This window comes from Terribacillus sp. JSM ZJ617, assembly GCF_044383785.1.
GTDB lineage: Bacteria > Bacillota > Bacilli > Bacillales > Amphibacillaceae > Terribacillus.
Window position 1 is genome coordinate 13,961 of the sequence record NZ_JBISEQ010000005.1, and the last position, 18,933, is coordinate 32,893.

20 protein-coding genes and 1 riboswitch are annotated in these 18,933 nt (G+C 43.3%); of the genes, 17 read left to right on the plus strand and 3 right to left on the minus strand.

Translation table 11 applies throughout. The annotated features are described in order from the left end of the window. Window positions 1-55: 55 nt before the first annotated feature. The gene (locus tag ACH6C1_RS15490) at window positions 56-970 is read right to left on the minus strand and encodes an iron-hydroxamate ABC transporter substrate-binding protein (RefSeq protein ID WP_374078639.1); all 915 of its coding nucleotides are present in this window, start codon (window positions 968-970) and stop codon (window positions 56-58) included. A gap of 247 nt (window positions 971-1,217) precedes the next feature. Between ACH6C1_RS15490 and ACH6C1_RS15495 the strand changes: the two genes are divergently transcribed. The 4 genes from ACH6C1_RS15495 (at window position 1,218) to ACH6C1_RS15510 (ending at window position 4,430) form a co-directional block, all read left to right on the plus strand. Further along, window positions 1,218-1,988: a TSUP family transporter gene (locus ACH6C1_RS15495; protein ID WP_374078641.1), complete on the plus strand. Its 771-nt coding sequence runs from the start codon at window positions 1,218-1,220 to the stop codon at window positions 1,986-1,988. Window positions 1,989-2,201: 213 nt separating this feature from the next. After that, complete coding sequence (locus ACH6C1_RS15500; protein WP_374078644.1) at window positions 2,202-3,158, plus strand: LacI family DNA-binding transcriptional regulator; 957 nt, start codon at window positions 2,202-2,204, stop codon at window positions 3,156-3,158. 27 nt (window positions 3,159-3,185) lie between these two features. Continuing rightward, entirely contained in the window at window positions 3,186-3,863 is a 678-nt protein-coding gene (locus tag ACH6C1_RS15505; protein ID WP_374078647.1) for a DUF554 domain-containing protein, read from the plus strand. Window positions 3,864-3,884: 21 nt separating this feature from the next. Next, entirely contained in the window at window positions 3,885-4,430 is a 546-nt protein-coding gene (locus ACH6C1_RS15510; RefSeq protein WP_374078649.1) for a hypothetical protein, read from the plus strand. Window positions 4,431-4,504: 74 nt separating this feature from the next. Here ACH6C1_RS15510 and ACH6C1_RS15515 read toward each other — a convergent pair whose 3' ends face one another. Together ACH6C1_RS15515 and ACH6C1_RS15520 are read right to left on the minus strand one after the other, a co-directional pair. Beyond that, a complete protein-coding gene (locus tag ACH6C1_RS15515) occupies window positions 4,505-6,127 on the minus strand; it encodes an L-lactate permease (protein WP_374078651.1) in 1,623 nt (540 codons plus the stop codon). 33 nt (window positions 6,128-6,160) lie between these two features. Further along, complete coding sequence (locus ACH6C1_RS15520; protein ID WP_374078653.1) at window positions 6,161-7,114, minus strand: L-lactate dehydrogenase; 954 nt, start codon at window positions 7,112-7,114, stop codon at window positions 6,161-6,163. A gap of 315 nt (window positions 7,115-7,429) precedes the next feature. Here ACH6C1_RS15520 and hpaB point away from each other — a divergent pair, with 315 nt between their 5' ends. The 13 genes from hpaB (at window position 7,430) to ACH6C1_RS15585 (ending at window position 18,839) form a co-directional block, all read left to right on the plus strand. Next, entirely contained in the window at window positions 7,430-8,860 is a 1,431-nt protein-coding gene (gene hpaB / locus ACH6C1_RS15525; protein ID WP_374078655.1) for a 4-hydroxyphenylacetate 3-monooxygenase, oxygenase component, read from the plus strand. 164 nt (window positions 8,861-9,024) lie between these two features. Then, a complete protein-coding gene (locus tag ACH6C1_RS15530) occupies window positions 9,025-9,489 on the plus strand; it encodes a 2-thiouracil desulfurase family protein (protein WP_374078657.1) in 465 nt (154 codons plus the stop codon). A gap of 14 nt (window positions 9,490-9,503) precedes the next feature. Then, window positions 9,504-10,025, plus strand: a complete 522-nt coding sequence (locus ACH6C1_RS15535; RefSeq protein WP_374078981.1) for a DNA topology modulation protein — start codon at window positions 9,504-9,506, stop codon at window positions 10,023-10,025. A 75-nt stretch (window positions 10,026-10,100) separates the two neighbouring features. Then, entirely contained in the window at window positions 10,101-10,304 is a 204-nt protein-coding gene (locus ACH6C1_RS15540) for a helix-turn-helix transcriptional regulator (RefSeq protein ID WP_374078659.1), read from the plus strand. A 4-nt stretch (window positions 10,305-10,308) separates the two neighbouring features. Next, window positions 10,309-10,716 (plus strand): hypothetical protein, encoded by a 408-nt coding sequence (locus ACH6C1_RS15545; RefSeq protein ID WP_374078661.1) that lies wholly within the window; start codon window positions 10,309-10,311, stop codon window positions 10,714-10,716. Between the two features lie 29 nt (window positions 10,717-10,745). After that, window positions 10,746-11,216 (plus strand): Cys-tRNA(Pro) deacylase, encoded by a 471-nt coding sequence (ybaK, locus tag ACH6C1_RS15550; protein ID WP_374078663.1) that lies wholly within the window; start codon window positions 10,746-10,748, stop codon window positions 11,214-11,216. A gap of 235 nt (window positions 11,217-11,451) precedes the next feature. Continuing rightward, window positions 11,452-12,207, plus strand: coding sequence for a GTP cyclohydrolase II (locus ACH6C1_RS15555; RefSeq protein ID WP_374078666.1), 756 nt, complete (start codon window positions 11,452-11,454; stop codon window positions 12,205-12,207). Further along, complete coding sequence (ribD, locus tag ACH6C1_RS15560) at window positions 12,200-13,306, plus strand: bifunctional diaminohydroxyphosphoribosylaminopyrimidine deaminase/5-amino-6-(5-phosphoribosylamino)uracil reductase RibD (RefSeq protein ID WP_374078668.1); 1,107 nt, start codon at window positions 12,200-12,202, stop codon at window positions 13,304-13,306. Before ACH6C1_RS15555 ends, ribD begins: the two co-directional genes overlap by 8 nt. Continuing rightward, complete coding sequence (locus tag ACH6C1_RS15565) at window positions 13,306-13,875, plus strand: 5' nucleotidase, NT5C type (protein ID WP_374078670.1); 570 nt, start codon at window positions 13,306-13,308, stop codon at window positions 13,873-13,875. The genes ribD and ACH6C1_RS15565 overlap by 1 nt, the downstream gene beginning before the upstream one ends. Before the next feature lie 150 nt (window positions 13,876-14,025). Continuing rightward, entirely contained in the window at window positions 14,026-15,078 is a 1,053-nt protein-coding gene (locus tag ACH6C1_RS15570; protein WP_374078673.1) for a tetratricopeptide repeat protein, read from the plus strand. 234 nt (window positions 15,079-15,312) lie between these two features. Then, window positions 15,313-15,816, plus strand: a complete 504-nt coding sequence (locus ACH6C1_RS15575) for a DoxX family membrane protein (RefSeq protein WP_374078675.1) — start codon at window positions 15,313-15,315, stop codon at window positions 15,814-15,816. A 119-nt stretch (window positions 15,817-15,935) separates the two neighbouring features. Then, window positions 15,936-16,122: riboswitch (Lysine riboswitch) on the plus strand. A gap of 6 nt (window positions 16,123-16,128) precedes the next feature. Continuing rightward, the gene (locus ACH6C1_RS15580) at window positions 16,129-17,694 is read left to right on the plus strand and encodes an amino acid permease (protein ID WP_374078983.1); all 1,566 of its coding nucleotides are present in this window, start codon (window positions 16,129-16,131) and stop codon (window positions 17,692-17,694) included. Between the two features lie 281 nt (window positions 17,695-17,975). After that, window positions 17,976-18,839: a DegV family protein gene (locus ACH6C1_RS15585; RefSeq protein ID WP_374078677.1), complete on the plus strand. Its 864-nt coding sequence runs from the start codon at window positions 17,976-17,978 to the stop codon at window positions 18,837-18,839. Window positions 18,840-18,933: the final 94 nt, after the last annotated feature.

Genomic DNA, 18,933 nt, shown 5'->3' on the forward strand with positions numbered 1-18,933 from the left:
GAAAATAGAAGTATGACTGCATGAAAAAAGAGGGCGAGTTTGCCCTCTTTTTTCATTACTTCAAGAACTGTTCTTCGAAGAAGTCCAGCTGATAATCCAAAGTCAATGCATCATTGAACAGGAATGCATTCGCATCTGCAGTCAAAACATGTCCTTCTTTTACAGCAGGTATTTCTTTGAACATTTCTGTTTCCTGGTATGAATTATCTTGATCGCTATACTCACTGATAACAAGATAATCGCCAACATATTCAGGAAGAACTTCTGAAGAAATCATCGTATAGCCGTCTTTTTCAGTCATTTCCTTTACCTTATCCGGCATTGAAAGTCCCATTGCTTGATAAAGGACTTCTGTACCGCGCCCCCAGCTGTCTCCAAGCACGCCCATGCCTTTTTCATAGCTTTCCATCACAGTGACAGTTGCATCCTCGCCAATTTTGGCTTTGATTTCGTCACCTGTCGTTTTCGCGCGTTCCTTGAAGTCATCGACCCATTGCTGTGCTTCATCACCTTTATTCAGCAGCTTTCCGATTTCGACATGCTGCGTTAGGTAATCGACTTTGTTATACGTATACGTGACAGTAGGGGCAATTTCTTTGAACTTATCCAGATTCTTTGTTGTGTCGGCAGCGATGATCAGATCAGGCTTCAGTTCAAGGATTTTTTCAACATCTTCCTCGCTTACTGTTTCCGCATCTTTTAACCCGTCTGCAAGAACAGGGCTGCTTTTTGCCCATTGATCTACACCGACAATATTAACGCCAAGGGAAAGTACATCACCAGCATATGATGCTAGGACTACAACTCTTTTTGGATCAGTAGGGACTTCAACGGGACCTGTTTCAGATTCATATGTAAAGGTTTCTTTTGTCTCTTTTTCGCTGCCAGAGGCCGTAGATTCCTCTGAAGAACCGCATGCGCTGAGAATGAGAAGGAAGAGACCGATTATAGCAATTAGTGCTTTTTTCATTTTTATATTCCTGCTTTCTGCTGTTTTATTTATGATAATGATAATCAATATCAATTAGGTAAATAATAGAATGATTCCAGCCGAATGTCAATAAGATATTCAATTGCTGATTTTGATTTCATACTAGATTTGTGCGCTGACTGGTTGATATAAATTTTGAACGTTAAAGTCACCTACAAGCCTTTTTCTCTTATGGTAAGATTATGGTAGTAATAAATTCTTTTAGAGAAAGGGCAGGAAGGACTTTATGCATTTGGAATTAGACACAATTTTGCTCACTATTCTTTTCGGATTTCTTGCTGCATTCATTGATTCTGTTGTCGGAGGAGGCGGACTGATTACGATTCCAGCATTGCTGTTTGCGGGACTGAACCCTGCAGCCGCTGTAGCAACGAATAAACTCGCCGGAACGCTGGGATCATTTACAAGCACGCTTATGTTCTATCGATCTGGCAATCTGGATTTAAAATCGGTTATGAAGTTCTTTCCGTTATCCTTCATCGGCTCAATGCTCGGAGCATGGACCGTACACGTTATCGATCCAGCATTATTCAAGCCGCTCATGCTAATAATGCTGATTGCTGTTGCTATTTATACGATCATAAAAAAAGACTGGGGCAGCGTTTCTACCTACAAAAGATTAACGCCAAAAAGACTGCTTATTTTTGCAGCAGTCCTGACGCTTATCGGTTTCTATGACGGTTTTCTCGGACCAGGAACAGGTTCATTCCTTATGTTCGCCTTCCTGTTCATCGGCTTTGATTTCCTTCGTGCAGCAGGAAGCGCAAAGCTGTTGAACTTCGGCAGTAATGTATCCGCGCTGATTTTATTTATGATTTTGGGTCAAGTACACTACACTATTGGTCTTATTATGGGGATATCAGGTATTTTTGGATCAATTGCTGGTTCACGTTTTGCGATTAAACGCGGGAGCGGGTATGTACGGATTCTGTTTATTGTTGTAACGACTGTACTGATTGTGAAGAACGTATATGACTACATAAAGGAACTCATGTAAAAAAGGCTGGTTAGGCCTTTTTGTTTTGTATGCAGCATTCGCCATGTCAGCAGATAAAAGTGCCGTACCAGATCACGCTCTGTCAAAAGGATTACGCTCTGGTTTCCAGCACCTTTAACGACAGGTTACTTGCTGAAAACGATACCAGGTCAAGTTTTTTTTCAAACACGGAGCGTTATACTGTAATCAAGTACATAGCGAGAGGGAGTACATATGGCGACAATCAAGGATTTAGCCAGGATGGCCGGTGTCTCGGTGACGACTGTATCCCGGGTGCTCAATGATCATCCTTATGTGAGTGAGGAGAAGCGGAAAGCTGTGCTGGAGGCGATCGGACAGACTGGATATGAAAAGAATGTAAATGCGGTACATCTGAAAACTGGAAAAACAGAGTTAATCGGTGTAGTGCTGCCTTTTTCGGATCATCCTTACTTTGCACGTCTATTGAAAGGAATAGCGAGACAGGCATTCAAGCATAACTTCAAGCTCGTATTGATACAGACAGATTATCAAACAGAGAGGGAAAAAGATGCATTGCAGATGCTCCGGCAAAAGCAGATCGATGGACTCATCATCTGTTCGCGAAGCTGTGAGCTGTCCTTCATAAAGTCTTACAAACAGTATGGACCGATTGTTGTATGCGAGAAGGTACCGGAGGAATTGTCATCTTCGTATGTCGATCATTATCAGGCTTTCCAGGACGCACTCTCCTATCTATATGAGGAAGGACATACTAAGATCGGCTATTCCGTGAGCAGGCTGGATGGGACGAGCAGTAAGAACCGCAATGCTGCTTACCGGGATTTCTTTGCAGCAAGAAAACTGCCATATCGTTCAGATTATGTGTTTGATAGGATGCTATATTTTGAGGATGGCGAGACGATAGTAAAAAAGCTGCAGCGGATGGAAGATCCGCCATCAGCGATGATTATAACAAGCGATCAAGTTGCTGCTGGCGCGATAACGTATGCAAATAAGGTTGGATTACGTATTCCGGAAGAGCTGGCCATTATCGGTTTCGATGACCTTCCAATGGCCCGAATGATGGGTATTACAAGTATGCATCTGCCGCTGGAGGAAATGGGAGAGCATCTGTTCCAGCAAGTTATGGAGAAGGATGCGAACCAGAAGCTATTCCATACTAAACTAATCAAGCGGAAAACGGTGTGAAGTTCTTACGTTTTTGGAGGAGAAATTATGTTTGGAACAATATTCAATGTAGCAATGATCATCATCGGCAGTACACTTGGGACTGTCTTTAAGAAAGGTATGAAAGATAGATATCAAACTATCCTCATGCAGGCAATGGGCTTAGCTGCACTGGCATTAGGTGTCAATGCTATAGTTGGTCATCTGCCGGACAGTAAATATTCTGTCCTTTTCATTATCAGTTTGGCGATCGGAGCGATAGTCGGTGAAAAACTGGATCTGGATGCAAGATTCACGAACGTTGTAAAGAGATTTTCCAAGTCGAATTTGGCGGAAGGTCTGTCTACAGCAATTCTTCTGTTCTGCATTGGATCTCTTTCTATACTAGGCCCAGTAGAAGCCGCACTGCATGGTAATTATTCCTACTTGCTTGCAAACGGTATGCTGGATTTTGTAACGTCCTTGGTCCTGGCGTCAACCTTTGGATTTGGAATTGCATTATCAGCAGGGGTTTTATTTGTATGGCAGGGTTCTATTTATATAGTGGCAAAAGCATTGGAAAGCACGGTGAATGTAGATTTGCTGAATGAAGTAAGCATAGTAGGCGGCGTCTTGATCATGGCATCAGGCTTAAGCATATTAGGGATAAAGAAATTCAAGACAATGAACTTCCTGCCAGCGCTGCTTGTACCGCCTGTCTTCTTTTTGATATTAAAGATTTTTTAACTAGGATTAAGGAGGAGCAGCATGGATAGAGAGGTAAAAGAGGCATTTATAAAATCAAAATCCAAGGACAAGCAAGAAAGCTATGAAGCATATCTATACATACTGCAAGCGACAGAAAAGCAAGTGGATTGGGCATATGAGGTCTGGGATGACTTGCTAAATGCTTTGACGGATAAAGATAATCATCAACGTTCCCGATCAGCTCAATATTTAGCTAATTTAGCAAAGAGTGATCCGGAAAATAGAATGCTTACAGATTTGCCTCGGCTCTGGGAAGTGACCAAGGATGAGAAGTTCGTTACTGCCAGACATAGTTTGCAATCATTTTGGAAAGTCGGTCTTGGGGGTGCAGAACAAAAAGACTTGGTTATGGAGTTTATGGTAAAACGATTTAAAAATGGGACAGATGAAAAGAATTTTACGCTGATTCGTTTTGATATCCTGCAGAATATGAGACATCTGTATGACCTGTTGAATGATGAAGATATCAAGCGGACAGCAATGGATTTGGTTGAGACAGTTGAGGAAGAAAAGTATAAGAAAAAATATAAAAGTGTGTGGAGATAGCTTCTAATTTAACCACTGCAAACGTAATCTCCGGTACATAATAAAAAGGGTGCGCTAATTCGCGCACCCTTTCTTTACAAGAATAGAGATAAAACAAAGGTCAGCACACATACGAATCCGGCCAGTAGCAAGCTGTACTTAATTGTTTGATTAAACAAAGCTGATTCATTACCTGTCTCTTTTACAGCAGCTGTCGCAATCGCGATGGACTGCGGTGAGATGAGCTTGGCCATGACACCGCCAGCTGTATTGGCAGATAGGAGCAGTGCTGAGCTTGTACCAATCTGGCTGCCGGTGACGACTTGCAGTGTACCGAACAGTGCATTATTGCTGACAACTGAGCCGGTGATAAAAACGCCGATCCACCCGAGTATCGGGCTGAATAATGGAAACAGGCTACCTGTTTTGGCCAAAGCCAATCCTATGGAAGCGCTCAGTCCGGCATAGTTTGATAGATTTGCAAACGCCATGATAAAGCAGATTGTGAGAATTGGTATCCAAAGCTCTTTTGCTGCTTCCTGCAGTCCGTTGACGGCACATTTCCAGTTGATATTTCTGCTGAACAGACTAGTCAGAATGACAGCGACCAGGATAGCAGTACCTGTAGCAGAAACGAAATCGAGCTTCAAGATAGCATCCATCGGTGTATCCGTGACAGCAATTGGTGCAATTTTGACTACTTCCTGATGCAGAAATGGCATTTTTAAGTAAGCAATCCAGCCTGCTAACGGACCTTCTGGTGCAAATAAATTCTTGAAGAATGGTGCACTCCAAAAGGCGATGACGATAGTCAGAATATAGAATGGTGACCATGCCTTGGCCACCTGTCCAAGTGAATACTTCGTAGACTCCTCTTGCACCTCCGCATCTTTTTCCCGGTAAATAGTCTTTGGCTGCCATTTACGAAGGAAGAGGGCAAGTACTCCCATACTGATCAGAGCAGCTCCGATATTGGCAAGCTCCGGACCGATGAAAATCATTGTTGCTGTTTGGATGATTGTATATGTTCCGCTCAGTACAAGCAAAGCGGGAAGCGTCTCTTTAATTCCTTTGAATCCGTTCAGGATAAAAACGAGCAGGAACGGAATCAGAAAACTGACCGGAGGCAGGATCAAGGCGAGTGTCCGGGAAAGCTCCAGACTGCTGATGCCGCCAAGCTGGGCACCAGTAATGACAGGAATCCCGATGGCACCGAATGCTCCGGATGCTGCATTGGCAATCAAGCAAAGACCAGCAGCTTTAAGCGGTTTAAAACCGAGCTGTGTAAGAAGGGCGGCGCTAATGGCAATCGGTACGCCGAAGCCGGCTGCTCCTTCTAGAAATGCATTGAAACTAAAACCAATTAATAAGAGCTGTAAGCGATGGTCTTGCGAAATACTTGCGATGCTGCCGCGGATCACATCGAATTTTCCGGATTTGACAGCCAGCTTATACAGCCACACTGCCATGATGACGATATAGCCAATTGGCCATAAACCGTTTCCGATACCAAGAACGATAGCAGATAATGCTTTGAGAGCTGGCATCTGGAAGACAAATACCGCTACGGCGAAGCTGATAACCAGAGTCAGTCCCGCGGCAAGTATTCCTTTCATTTTGAATGCGGTCAAACCAAACAAGAAAAACAGAATCGGTAAAAAGGCGATCAATGCACTAACATACTCATTGCCAAACGGATCATACGCTTGCATCCACATGTTATGCTCATCTCTTTTCTGATGGGGTTTGGGTTAGTTCACAGTCTGGAAGGCAGTTTCCACGATATTTCGAAGGACATCGGCGCTATGTTTGAACTGATCTTTTTCCTTCTCGTTCAATGGCAGCTCCAGAACCTGCTGTGCACCTTTACGGCCGACAATGGTCGGAACACCGATATACACATCTTTCTCCCCATATTCACCATCGAGATATGCTGTAACTGGCAGAATTGCTTTTTCATCACCAAGGATAGCTTGTGTTACGCGTACTAGACTCATCGCAATACCATAGTAAGTTGCACCTTTTTTTTCGATAACGTGATAAGCAGCGTCTCGTACATTCACATAAATCTCATCTAAATCTTCCACTTTATATTTGCTGTCAGTCTGCATTATTGTTGCAAGCGGAACACCGCCAATTGTCGCTTGGCTCCAGACTGGAAGCTCGGTATCGCCATGCTCCCCGATCATATGCGCTTGCACATCATGCGGCGCAACGCCGAAGTAATCGCCAAGCATATAGCGCAGACGGCTGGAATCCAATGTTGTACCGCTGCCGATAACACGTTCTTTAGGCAGACCGCTGAATTTCCAAACTGCATGTGTCAGTACGTCGACTGGATTTGTGGCAATCAGGAAGATGCCATCAAAGCCGCTTGCCATGACTTCATCCACAATACCTTTGAAGATTTTAACGTTTTTGCTCACAAGATCGAGTCTTGTTTCTCCGGGTTTTTGATTAGCGCCGGCAGTAATGCAGACAATATCTGCATCCTGGCAGTCGGCATAAGTGCCATAGCCGATTTTCGTCGGGCGAGGGGCGAATGCTTGACCGTGATTCAGATCCATTGCATCGCCCATCGCTTTATTCTCATTTAAATCAATAATCACTAGTTCATCTACGATATTCTGATTCAGCAATGCGAATGCATAACTGCTCCCAACGAATCCCGCACCAACTAAAGCTACTTTATTGATTCTTTCCATGTAGATCATCACCTTTTTTAAGATTTATATTATGTGAATAACTTCACATTCTTTATATCTATATTGTGCAATACTTCACAAACTTAATCAAGTCCTTTGTTTTGAATAAATTGTGAACGATTGGAATACTCTTCGTTGAGGGGGTTTTTGCATGTTTACGATGCTGTTTGCTTTCGGTATCTTCATCTTGATCGTCTTCCTTGCAGCAGTACGTACGGTCATAGAAAGACGAAAGGGAGAATAACAGCTCTAGTATCTGCATGAGAAGAACGGCTTATCCGTTTTGGATAACAAAATGACAGGGGTGGGTGTGGTTTGGCTATCAGAACTGGAGATGCCTATCTAACCAGTATTGATGCGTTAGGCAACAAAGTATTGAATGGTAAATCAATTGTGAAGAAGCCTCTTTCCAAGCATGGTGCATTTCGCGGAGTAATGCGTACGCAAGCAGGATTGTACGATTTGCAGCATGATCCTGCTTACGCAGATGTTTTGACATATACAGATAGTGATACAGGAGAGCGTTATGGTCTTTCCTTTCTCAAACCTGAAACGAAGGACGACTTGAAAAGACGGAGCGGTATGATCAGATGCTGGGCGGAACAGACAAATGGAATGGTTGGCCGCAGCCCGGATTATATGAATACCGTACTGATGGCACTCGCATCTTCCGCTTCGTTATTGGAAGGAAAGGATAACTGCTTCCCTGATCACTTGCGAAGTTATTATGAATATGTCAGACAGCATGATTTGACGATGACGCATACTTTCATTGATCCTCAGGTGAACAGAGCCGATTTCTATTTTGAGCAGAGTGATGAGCCGATTGCTGCTAAAATCGTGGACCGTAATGCTGAGGGGATAATTATTCAAGGAGCAAAGCTTTTGGCAACGCAAGGCGGCATTACGGATGAACTAGTAGTGTTGTCATCAGGCGGCTTTGAGCAGGATAGAGGGTTTGGATTCGCCATTCCGAGTAATGCAGACGGCTTGACGTTTGTGGCAAGAGAGTCATTTGCCGGAGGGAAGAGTACAGCCGATTATCCGCTGAGTGCCAGGTACGAAGAGATAGATACAATTGTATTGTTTGATAAAGTACTCATTCCATGGGAGCGCATTTTCTATTATGATAATGTCACAGTAGCAAGCAGCTTTAAGAACCAAAGCAATTTCGCAGCCTTCACCTTGCATCAAGTGTTGATCCGCCGGATTGTTAAGCTGGAATTTGCGATTGGCCTCGTCCAATCCTTAATAGAGGAAATCAATATTGCAGAGTACCAGCATGTTCAGGAAAAAGCAGCTAACCTTGTCATTTTAGCGGAGGTACTTCAATCACTTCTGCAGCAAGCAGAAGCAGGTGCAGCACCTGATCAATGGGGGACGTTTTGTCCTGATTTAAAGCCGCTGCAAGTGGCATCCAATCTATTTGCACGTAAATATCCTGAAATTGCACCTACTATTCACCAGCTTGGAGCAAGCGGCATGATGAGTATCCCGCCGTTGCACGCGTTTAAATCAGAAAAAGGAACAGAATTGAATCATTATCTTCAGAGTAAAACGAAGCTAGGCAAGGATCGTGTGAAGCTGTTCCGGCTTGCTTGGGACTTTGTTATGTCTTCTTTCGGAACAAGGGAGACTTTATATGAATATTTCTTTTTTGGAGATCCGGTTCGGCTGATAGGTCAATTCTACGGCTCAGTTGATTTTAAGCCATATACGAAGAAGATAGACGATTTGCTGTCATGAAGAGGGCCTTATCCTATGGATGAGGCCTTTTTGATTTACAGTATACTTCGGTATAATGTAATCAGGAGCACACAGCTGAGCTTGGAATGACTGTAACAATGGCAGCACAGTAATGTTTTATACTCATAGTATGATCCTAAACCAGAAATGTAAGGGGGAATCTTATGATTATGGTAAGTGCTTGTTTGGCAGGAAAACCAGTACGTTACAATGGAACCCCAGCCACCGATACGATTGTGGAGCAGCTGATTGCCCAGAAAAAAGCGATCAGCGTGTGCCCGGAATTATTAGGGGGATTCGTAACCCCAAGGGAACCAGCTGAGATCGTCGGGGGGAATGGGTATGACGTGTTAGATGGCAAAGCAAGGGTCATCGAGTACTCCGGAACAGATGTTACCAGTATGTACATAGAAGGTGCAGCACATGCCCTAGCCATCGCTAATGAGCAGGATGTGGATTTGGTTGTATTAAAGGAAAACAGCCCATCTTGCGGAAGCAATATGATTTATGACGGTACTTTCCAAGGCTTGAAGCAGTCTGGAGCCGGTGTCACGACAGCTATGTTCAGACGAGCTGGAATTCGTGTAATTTCAGAATTGGAGCTGGATAAGGAATTAGCAGGAGTGTAAGCTGCGTGCATACGATGAAGAGAATTGCATTAGTCGGTTCCAGTGGATCTGGCAAGTCCACTTTGGCTATGGATATTGGAAGGATACTGGATATAGAAGTGTGGCATTTGGACGCTATTCTTTGGAAACCGAATTGGACACTTACACCGCGAGAAGAACAAAAGCAGATTCAATCACAATTAGTAAACCAGGAAAGCTGGATTATCGATGGCAACTACCAGAGCACGCTAGACATCCGGCTGGAAGCAGCCGATACCATCATTTTTCTGGATATGCCGCGGACTCTTTGTCTGTACCGTGTCCTGAAAAGGCGCCTCATGTATCATAATCGATCACGTCCTGATATGCAGGCAGATTGTAAGGAGAAAATTGATTTGCAGTTCCCTAAATGGATTTGGGAGTTCCCCAGTAAAAAACGTCCCCAGATGCATCAATTGCTTATGGACCTGAAAATGGACAAGCAAATCATTACATTGAAAAGTCCTTTAGAAGTAAAGATGTTTTTAGCTGATATGCAAAGACCGGGTGTAAAGTGACCTTTACATTTGGTCTTTTTTTGGTATATGATGATTTGTAAAGGTACCTTTACATGTGGATAGGATAGGTTGCAGATGAAAGTTAAAAACAAAGTAAGGGAAATGCGGCAAGCTCGTCATATTACCCAAGTAAAGATGGCAGAGGAACTAGGTATCACACGACAGACAATCAATGCTATCGAGAAAGGAAAATACAATCCAAGTTTAGAATTGGTTTTTCGGCTGCTTGCGTATTTTGACGTTCCGTTTGAACAGCTTTTTAATGTGGAGGAGGAGTAAGCATATGCGAAAGATGAAGAAGCGTTATGAATTACTGGTATATGTAAGTATTACGTGCTGCTGTTTCCTAGGCTGCTGGCTCGGATTGAATCTTATTGGCGAAGACTTCCCGTCGGGCAAAGGATTGCTCCTGTTCATCCTGGTCGGCATGGCCGGCGGCATCTGCTTGCCTATGCTGATCAGCTGGTTGAAGGACAGAAGACGACAGCCGGAAATGGATGAGCGCACAGTCAGAATGCTGAAAGATTATGTAGCAGCAGCTTCTATAGGAGTATGGCTGCTTTCAGGTATACTCCTGCTCATACTTTTTGGAATAGGCTACGAAACGATTGAGCTCGGTATTGTTGCATTATATGGCGTGGGAATTGTATTTTTGATGACAGCTGGATTATTTCTCGTAAAACGATTGTAAGTAAAGCGGCAAGAGAAGGAGTGTTTACGATGGACTATAAAACGAATGTCATGCGTATGCTGGATCAAAAGAAAATCCCATACAAATCCTATAGCTACGCTGATACAGATGCGATAAGCGGAGCTGAGGTGGCAGAGGCATTAGGACAAAATCCAGCTCAGGTGTTTAAAACACTGGTCACTGTCAGCAAATCCAATCAGTATTTTGTCTTTGTCATACCAGTGAAAAAAGAGTTGGACCTAAAGCTGGCTGCCGCGAGTGCTGGGGAGAAGTCGATCCGTATGCTGCCGGCGAAGGAATTGCTTCCGCTTACTGGATATGTTCACGGTGGCTGTTCACCAATTGGGATGAAAAAGGTTTACCGGACTGTCGTGGACGTCGCTGCTTCACATTTCGAAAGCATTATTTTCAGTGCAGGCAAAATCGGTTACCAGGTAGAACTTACCTTGGCCGATTTGAACAAAATTTTGCCTTATAAAGTAGCATCGTTAACCGTGTAGAATAAGGTTCCAGCCTCCTCTAGGAGTGGAGCCTTTTTATTTTCCCTGCTTGTCATTCGGTGTATAGTTACCTTTTGGATACTAAATAACCTTGATGTGCCTACTTCTAAGATCTTGACTGTCATACTATGATGGAAGAAGGAGAAACACCTCAATTTGAGAAGAAGGTATTGGCGGACTGGTGCCTACATAAATCCAGTTATTTAACGTACACTGATAAAAAAGGAGAAAAATGATGACAGAAATGAAACTAGAATCGAAAGCCATTTCGATCTTGAAAGATAAAATTCAACTTATTCCAACAGCAGAGGGAGCCATTTATCTTGTCGGCCCTATCAAGCTGCCTGTTAACCTTTACGGAGAAACAGTTACCTTCCAATGGTACTGCTGGCTGAATTGCGATGAAGTAGCCAAGGATTATGAAGAAATCATCGAAAAATTATCTGATATGAACCTGGCGGAAATGCAGCAGTCCAGTGTATTGGTTTATGGTGACTTTGCCGAAGCAGAAGATGCGCTGATCCGCATGCATTCCATCTGCCATACAGGCGATATTTTTGGCAGTAAACGCTGTGATTGCGGCTTTCAGCTGAAGCAGTCCATGCAGCGAATTGTCGAGCATGGCACAGGAGCGTTGTTCTACTTGGCTAATCATGAAGGACGAGGAATCGGTTTGTTCAGTAAAGCGATGGCCTACATCCTGCAGGAAAATGGTTATGACACAGTAGAAGCGAATGAAAGCCTTGGCTTCGTGGATGATTCCCGTGACTATACGGATGCGATCCAAGTACTGAAAGCATTGCGCACGAAACCTGTTACGCTGATGACGAATAACCCGCGTAAGCTCGCAGCAATGGAACAGGCAGGTATGCAGCTTTCCGGACGCTCAGCGTTATGGGGAGATGTGTCTGAGTTCAACGAGAATTACCTGAAGACGAAGATCGTCCGTTCCGGCCACCTAGGCGATGAGGAGATCTGCAGCAATGACTGATCATACATTTTATATGGATTTGGCCTTGCAGAACGCCAAGGCAATAAAAGGGCAAACCGATCCGAATCCATTGGTAGGTTCGGTGATTGTGAACGACAATCATATTGTCGGTATCGGTACCCATCTGAAAGCCGGTGAACCGCATGCCGAGATTCATGCTATCCGGATGGCGGGAGAAAAAGCAAAGGGCGGGACGATTTATGTCACGCTCGAGCCTTGTTCCCATCATGGACGCACAGGACCATGTGCTGTAGCCATTAAAGAGGCCGGCTTGAAAAAAGTAGTCATTGCCACGCTTGATCCGAATCCAGTTGTATCAGGAAACGGAGTGAAAATCCTCGAAGAAGCTGGTATTGAAGTAATCATAGGTGTCCGGGAAGAAGAGGCCAGCAAGATGAATGAGGTATTCAATAAGTTCATCGTAGAGAAAAAACCGTTTATTACGTTAAAAGCAGGTACCACCTTAGACGGCAAAATTGCCACCCGCTCACTTGATAGTAAGTGGATTACTTCTGCAGCTTCCAGGCAGGACGTCCATCAGCTGCGCAATGAGAACATGGCAATTCTCGTTGGTGTGAATACAGTCATAGAAGATGATCCTGAACTGACTGCCAGAATACCGAATGGACGGAATCCAATTCGAATTATATTGGACTCCACTCTGCGCATACCGATGGATAGCAAAGTGCTCACTGATAAATTAGCAGACACTTGGATTTTCACAAGCCAGCAGGCAGATGAGGAGAAAGAAAAAGCTTTATTGTCACAGGGGATAAAAATATTTCGGACAAGCGGATCGAGCCGTGCAGACGTGAAGGAAGTAGTCAAGACACTTGGAGAGCAGCTTATTTCATCCGTTTTGATCGAAGGAGGAGGCAGTATTCATGCGTCCTTCTTGGAGAACCATCTCATTGATAAAGCTGTGCTGTACTTTGCTCCAAAATTGGTTGGCGGGAAAGATGCGCCAACTTTCCTGGAAGGAACAGGTTTCGCTAAAATGGCTGATGCAGTGGAATTGACTGATACAGACATCATTAAAATCGGACAAGATTTCAAATTCATTGGCTATCCGCGCTACGATAAAGGGGATATGGAATAATGAGATTTGGCTTTGATATCGATGATACGCTCATCAATCTGCGGGAGCATGCCTTCCAGATTTATAATAAAAAACTGAATCAGAACATTCCGCTTGCTGTGTTCCATCAGCTTGAACGTGTCGAAATCCATGAACCATTCGGGTTGACGGATGAACAGGGTTTGGAGATGTGGAATTCCACTTTGGAGGAAATCTACTATACTACTTGTCCGCCTTTCCCAGGTGCGGTCGAGCTATTGCAGGAACTGGATCGGGAGGGACATGAGATTTATTATATTACCTCAAGACCGAAGGAGCATGGCGAAAGGACAATGGAATGGATGCGTGCTCTTGGTTTTCCGATCAAGGATGAGCAATTCTGCTATGGCATGCAGGACGAGGAAAAAGTACACATCATTAAAGAACTGCAGCTGGATTATTATTTTGATGACAAGCCGCATGTGTTGAACACCCTGCTGGAAGATTCATCAACAAAAGTGTTTGTTAAAGATCAATCATATAATCAGCTTGTAAAGCTGCCGAGAATAGTCGATTTATCAGAAATCAGAAGCATGGTACAAAATAAATAGGAGGATTGGCGGTGATCTACCGCCAATCCTTTTTTGTTTTTAGGAAATAGGCAGGAAATAAATATCGGATAGAGAAGTAAAATAAATAGCAAATTTCTAATAATAGGATAGTAATAAACAGAATCATATAAATAAGGGGGAGGAGTAACTATGGGCCTGGTTTTATCAGTCACAGATAAAGATTTTAGCGAGCTGCTGCAAGACTTCTATGATGTGATGAAACGGGAAAAACAAGAGGAAGCAGCAATGCTGGCAGATATTATTGATACGATGAGGAAAGACATTGGATTAGAGGAAGTGTTAATTACTGCTGATCTGCTTACTATTCGCTACCAGGTGATGCTTGGACAATTGCTGACTGCTGGGTATCTATTGGATCAATTCGAAGCAGGCAATCACTCCCTTTCTCAACAAAATGAATACTTCTATCATTATTTTAAAGGGCAGGTTCAGTTTAAAAATAAAAGATGGAAAGACGCAATAAGGTATTATGAGCATGCAGAGCTTTATCTAACAGAGGATGAAGAAAAAGCGGATTTCTATTATAAACTGGCTCATGCTTATTATCGTACTGGTATACCGGCACTATCAGTACTGAATGCGAATAAAGCAATGCGTTATGCAACATCTTACAAGCAGCAGTATCACCTTACGAAATGCAAGCTGCTGCTCGGACTGAATCACCTGGAGATACGAAACTTCAAACAAGCCGAGACCTATTTATACGATGCACTCGACTGTTATCATAATGCAGATGAAACATCTCTTGATTTGGCATCAATGGTCCATCACAATCTTGGATTGCTTTATTTTGTGCAGCAAAAATTCGATAAAGCAGCCGACTGCTTTGATCAAGCTGTACATGCCACTCCTTGCTCTCATTACTTGAAGAGCCTCTACTATCTGACAGAATCCCTCTTCCGTGCTAATCACCACCAAGAAGCAATGAAATACTACCAGATTGGATTTACCAGGAGTAAGAAAGAGAAGGATAAGAACCACCAATGGGCGTTCGCCATGCTCCATAAGCAATTCGTCGACTGTGATAATTTTGAAGCAGTATGGGCAGAAGGCATTGCCTATTATAAAGCAATTGATGATAGAGCCAGTGTCCATTATTATAGCTTGCGTATGGCTGATTACTATACGCTAAAAGGAGAAGAAGAGAAGGCAAATTACTATTACCGCCTTGCGGTGCTGTAAAAAACAATTAATATGTCAGGACCTTCTGCCTGTCACCTAAGAATCACGAAAAACCAGCATCTGTCTATATAGTGCCTATCTAGGAGATATATTTAAATTATACTAAAATTATTACTATTTTATTACGTTTCATGTATAAATATTCCATCTTATTTATTTCCTTTTATACTAGAGCTGTGGAAGTGCCGAACCACATCGGTTTACAACTCTGGCAGCGATAGGAGAGGGAAACATATGACAAACGACTTACGGCAGAGTAAGGGAGCAGCAAGCGTTTTTCTAGTGATCAGGTTATATCTTGGGTACACGTTCCTGTCAGCCGGCTTAGGTAAGCTGATGAGCGGAAACTTTGATGCCAGTGGATTTGTCCAAGGTGCATTAGCGCGCTCTGACGCCGGTGTCATCCAGAGCTGGTGGGGAAGTTTCCTGGAAGGAATAGTCCTTCCGAATGCAGAGGTTTTCAGCTTCCTCGTCATGTGGGGAGAGACTCTGGTCGGTTTGACGCTGCTGCTTGGTGCCTTTACTGGATTTGCAGCTTTTATGGGAATATTGATGAATATCTCATTCCTATTAAGCGGTGCGATTCAGCAGAACTTGGTATTGATCATCCTAGGCTTAGTGCTGCTCATTGGTGGCGCGAATGCTGGCCGGTACGGTGTCGATCGCTGGATCATGCCATCCTTGCGAAATAAAGGGGATAACAGGCCAGCCAGAAACAGCAAGAGACAGCTTATATAAAAACGGGGACACGCGCTTGCCGCGTGTTTCTTCATGTAGAAAAAATTTCTTGTTGAAATAAGTCGATGTGTGTAGTACAGTTAAAAAGGTTTTTTAATTGCATACAAATCCTCATCATTTGATGAGGTAGAGGTTGCGGCTGTTATGAGTACAGACTGGGAGATCAGGAGATATCGTTGATCAGGATGGAAAGGAACAGCTGCCGAAGCCGGATGGATTCTCCATTCCTACTGGCTGGGCCTGCACTCGAATAGGGGCAGGACTGTCACGTCAGTCGCAAAGCTGGCGTGTTGCGCTATCTTTGTGAGAATGATGCTGTTTATAAGTAAAGGCCGTTCCGATAGAGCAAACTATCCGGGATGGCCTTTTTTCGTATCTATAGCGCAACGGACGAAAGAAACAGAGAGGGGAAAGAAAGTGAGTAACAACACGAAAAGACCGGGTTTACGCAGAGAACTGAAAGCCCGTCACTTAGGAATGATCTCCCTTGGAGGTACAATCGGTACAGGATTATTCCTTGCCAGCGGAGGAGCTATTAGCAGTGCAGGACCAGGAGGAGCATTGCTTGCATATGCGCTGATTGGCTGTATGGTCTTCTTCTTGATGACAAGCTTGGCAGAAATGGCAGCATTCATGCCTGTATCCGGAAGCTTCAGCACATATGGATCACGTTTTGTCGATGAATCATTCGGATTCGCTTTAGGCTGGAACTATTGGTTCAACTGGGCCATCACAATTGCGGCTGAGCTCGTTGCCGTAACATTGATCATGGGATTCTGGTTCCCGGATGCACCATCTTGGATCTGGAGTGCTATCAGTCTAATCATCATGTTCTTATTGAATTATATTTCTGTTAAAGGGTTCGGTGAATCCGAATATTGGTTCGCCTTGATCAAAGTCGTAACAGTCATCATTTTCATCATTGTTGGTTTATTGATGATCATTGGAATCCTTGGCGGCGACTCACCTGGATTCTCCAACTTCACTGTGGAAGACGCACCATTCAATGGCGGCTTTCTGGCATTGATCGGTGTCTTCATGGCAGCAGGCTTCTCTTTCCAGGGAACAGAGCTGCTCGGAGCGGCTGCTGGAGAAGCAGACAATCCTAGAAAATCGATTCCAAAAGCGATTCGGTCTGTTTTCTGGCGTATCCTGCTGTTCTACATTTTGGCGATTTTCATTATCGGGATGCTCATTCCGTACACAACAGAAAGCCTTGCAAGTGATGATGTGCGTTTGAGCCCATTCACGCTTGTGTTCGAAAAAGCGGGTATTGCGTTTGCTGCATCTGTCATGAACGCGGTAATCCTTACCGCTGTCCTGTCTGCCGGTAACTCCGGTATGTATGCAAGTACACGGATGCTTTGGAACTTGGCGAAAGAAGGAAAAGCGCCAGCTTTCCTTGGTAAGCTAAACAAGAACGGCGTTCCTGTGAACGCATTGATTGCAACAGCAGCAGTTGGCTGTGTCGCTTTCCTGACATCCTTCTTCGGAAATGGTGTCGTGTACACATGGCTATTGAACGTGTCAGGTATGGCCGGCTTCATCGTCTGGGTAGGTATTGCTGTCAGTCATTATCGATTCCGTAAAGCATATATTGCCCAAGGAAATGACATCAAGGATTTACCATACACAGCGAAATTCTATCCGGCAGCGCCGATTCTTGCCTTCGTGCTATGTATCATCGTTATTGTCGGTCAGAGCTTCTCTGCTTTCACAGCAGATGGAATTGAATGGGGCACCTTGATTGCGTCTTATATTGGTATTCCAGTATTCCTGCTTTGCTGGATCATATTTAAAGTGAAAAAGAAAACGAAGGTGCATAAACTGGAGGAAGTCGATTTGACTACTCCGGCACATGAAACAGCACCAGAATAAGAAAAGCTGCCGGGAGACCGGCAGCTTTTTTATTAGCTATATTTAGTTAAAGATGATTGAAAACCATAGGAATTTGGGTATTTTATATGTAGATGAATAGGATTAATATCAAGACAATAAATCATTCCGCGCTCCAAATACCTTCCGAATTTATCCAAAGTAACAGTAAACGGAAATTTGTGATATTTGTATGTATTTTCTTGACTGATTTTATTACTAATTTCCTAATTTTCTTGTTTCTTTATTTGATTTACAAGTTATACTGAATTAGAGGTGAATATATGAAAATTGCAATTGTCACAGATAGTCTTACGAACTTGAGAGAAGAGGATTTACAGAAATATCCTTTTATATATTACGCGCATTTAAATGTTGTCGTAGATGATAAGTCCTATATTGATTTAAAAGAGATTACGAATGATCAGTTATTTCGTTTTATAGATGAGGGAGCTTCTTATTCTTCTTCCCTGCCTTCACCAGAGGTATTTGTAAACCTTTATGAAGAATTATTGGCAAAATACGATGCTATTATCAGCCTACATTGTACAGAAAATGTAAGCGGTACCGTCAATTCCGCCCGTATAGCAAGGGATTCCATCGAAGGTGCAAAAGAAAAAATTACCGTCATCGATACGAATTCGGCTTCTATTGGAGTAGAAAATATCGTCGTTAAAGTGTGTGAGCTCATGGAACAAGGTAAATCGTTTGACGAACTATTAGAGGCAATTGAATATTATCGTACACATGGACAGCTGTACCTTACGATTAATGACCTGACAACGCTAGTACGTACTGGTCGCATTTCGAAAACTGCTTCAAGGATCGGAAACTTATTGCATATTAAACCAATTATCGGTTTTAAGGATGCAAAATTAGAGGTTATGGGTAAGGTTCGTACCAAGAAACGTCTGTTAAAGTGGATGCTGGAAAGATTAAGACATGATATTGAACAATCAGGTAAACAAGTTGTTCGTATTACACATGTAAATTCCATTGACCTTGCCAATGAGTTAAAGCATGCATTGGAGATATGCGGTGATAAAGCAGAAGTATTTATCAGCAATGAAATCAGTTCTGTTATGGCAATCCATTTTGGTCGTGGCGGAGTTGGGGCAAGCTGGATGCCGGCGAATTATTCTGTTTAGCAAACAGCTTGTGATAATAATCAGTAGTATATATAGAACCCTCGAACAATTTAATTGTTCGAGGGTTTAGTTATGCTGTATGAAGTTTTTAGTA

Coding starts and splice junctions, on each gene's coding strand:
- ACH6C1_RS15515 (WP_374078651.1), bottom strand. CDS start 6,127: ATGTGGATGCAAGCGTATGATCCGTTTGGCAATGAGTATGTTAGTGCA.
- ACH6C1_RS15580 (WP_374078983.1), top strand. CDS start 16,129: ATGCTGTTTATAAGTAAAGGCCGTTCCGATAGAGCAAACTATCCGGGA.
- ybaK (WP_374078663.1), top strand. CDS start 10,746: ATGGACTATAAAACGAATGTCATGCGTATGCTGGATCAAAAGAAAATC.
- ACH6C1_RS15505 (WP_374078647.1), top strand. CDS start 3,186: ATGTTTGGAACAATATTCAATGTAGCAATGATCATCATCGGCAGTACA.
- ACH6C1_RS15555 (WP_374078666.1), top strand. CDS start 11,452: ATGACAGAAATGAAACTAGAATCGAAAGCCATTTCGATCTTGAAAGAT.
- ACH6C1_RS15535 (WP_374078981.1), top strand. CDS start 9,504: ATGAAGAGAATTGCATTAGTCGGTTCCAGTGGATCTGGCAAGTCCACT.
- ACH6C1_RS15510 (WP_374078649.1), top strand. CDS start 3,885: ATGGATAGAGAGGTAAAAGAGGCATTTATAAAATCAAAATCCAAGGAC.
- ACH6C1_RS15520 (WP_374078653.1), bottom strand. CDS start 7,114: ATGGAAAGAATCAATAAAGTAGCTTTAGTTGGTGCGGGATTCGTTGGG.
- ACH6C1_RS15495 (WP_374078641.1), top strand. CDS start 1,218: ATGCATTTGGAATTAGACACAATTTTGCTCACTATTCTTTTCGGATTT.
- ACH6C1_RS15585 (WP_374078677.1), top strand. CDS start 17,976: ATGAAAATTGCAATTGTCACAGATAGTCTTACGAACTTGAGAGAAGAG.
- ACH6C1_RS15545 (WP_374078661.1), top strand. CDS start 10,309: ATGCGAAAGATGAAGAAGCGTTATGAATTACTGGTATATGTAAGTATT.
- ACH6C1_RS15575 (WP_374078675.1), top strand. CDS start 15,313: ATGACAAACGACTTACGGCAGAGTAAGGGAGCAGCAAGCGTTTTTCTA.
- ACH6C1_RS15540 (WP_374078659.1), top strand. CDS start 10,101: ATGAAAGTTAAAAACAAAGTAAGGGAAATGCGGCAAGCTCGTCATATT.
- ribD (WP_374078668.1), top strand. CDS start 12,200: ATGACTGATCATACATTTTATATGGATTTGGCCTTGCAGAACGCCAAG.
- ACH6C1_RS15490 (WP_374078639.1), bottom strand. CDS start 970: ATGAAAAAAGCACTAATTGCTATAATCGGTCTCTTCCTTCTCATTCTC.
- ACH6C1_RS15565 (WP_374078670.1), top strand. CDS start 13,306: ATGAGATTTGGCTTTGATATCGATGATACGCTCATCAATCTGCGGGAG.
- ACH6C1_RS15530 (WP_374078657.1), top strand. CDS start 9,025: ATGATTATGGTAAGTGCTTGTTTGGCAGGAAAACCAGTACGTTACAAT.
- ACH6C1_RS15570 (WP_374078673.1), top strand. CDS start 14,026: ATGGGCCTGGTTTTATCAGTCACAGATAAAGATTTTAGCGAGCTGCTG.
- ACH6C1_RS15500 (WP_374078644.1), top strand. CDS start 2,202: ATGGCGACAATCAAGGATTTAGCCAGGATGGCCGGTGTCTCGGTGACG.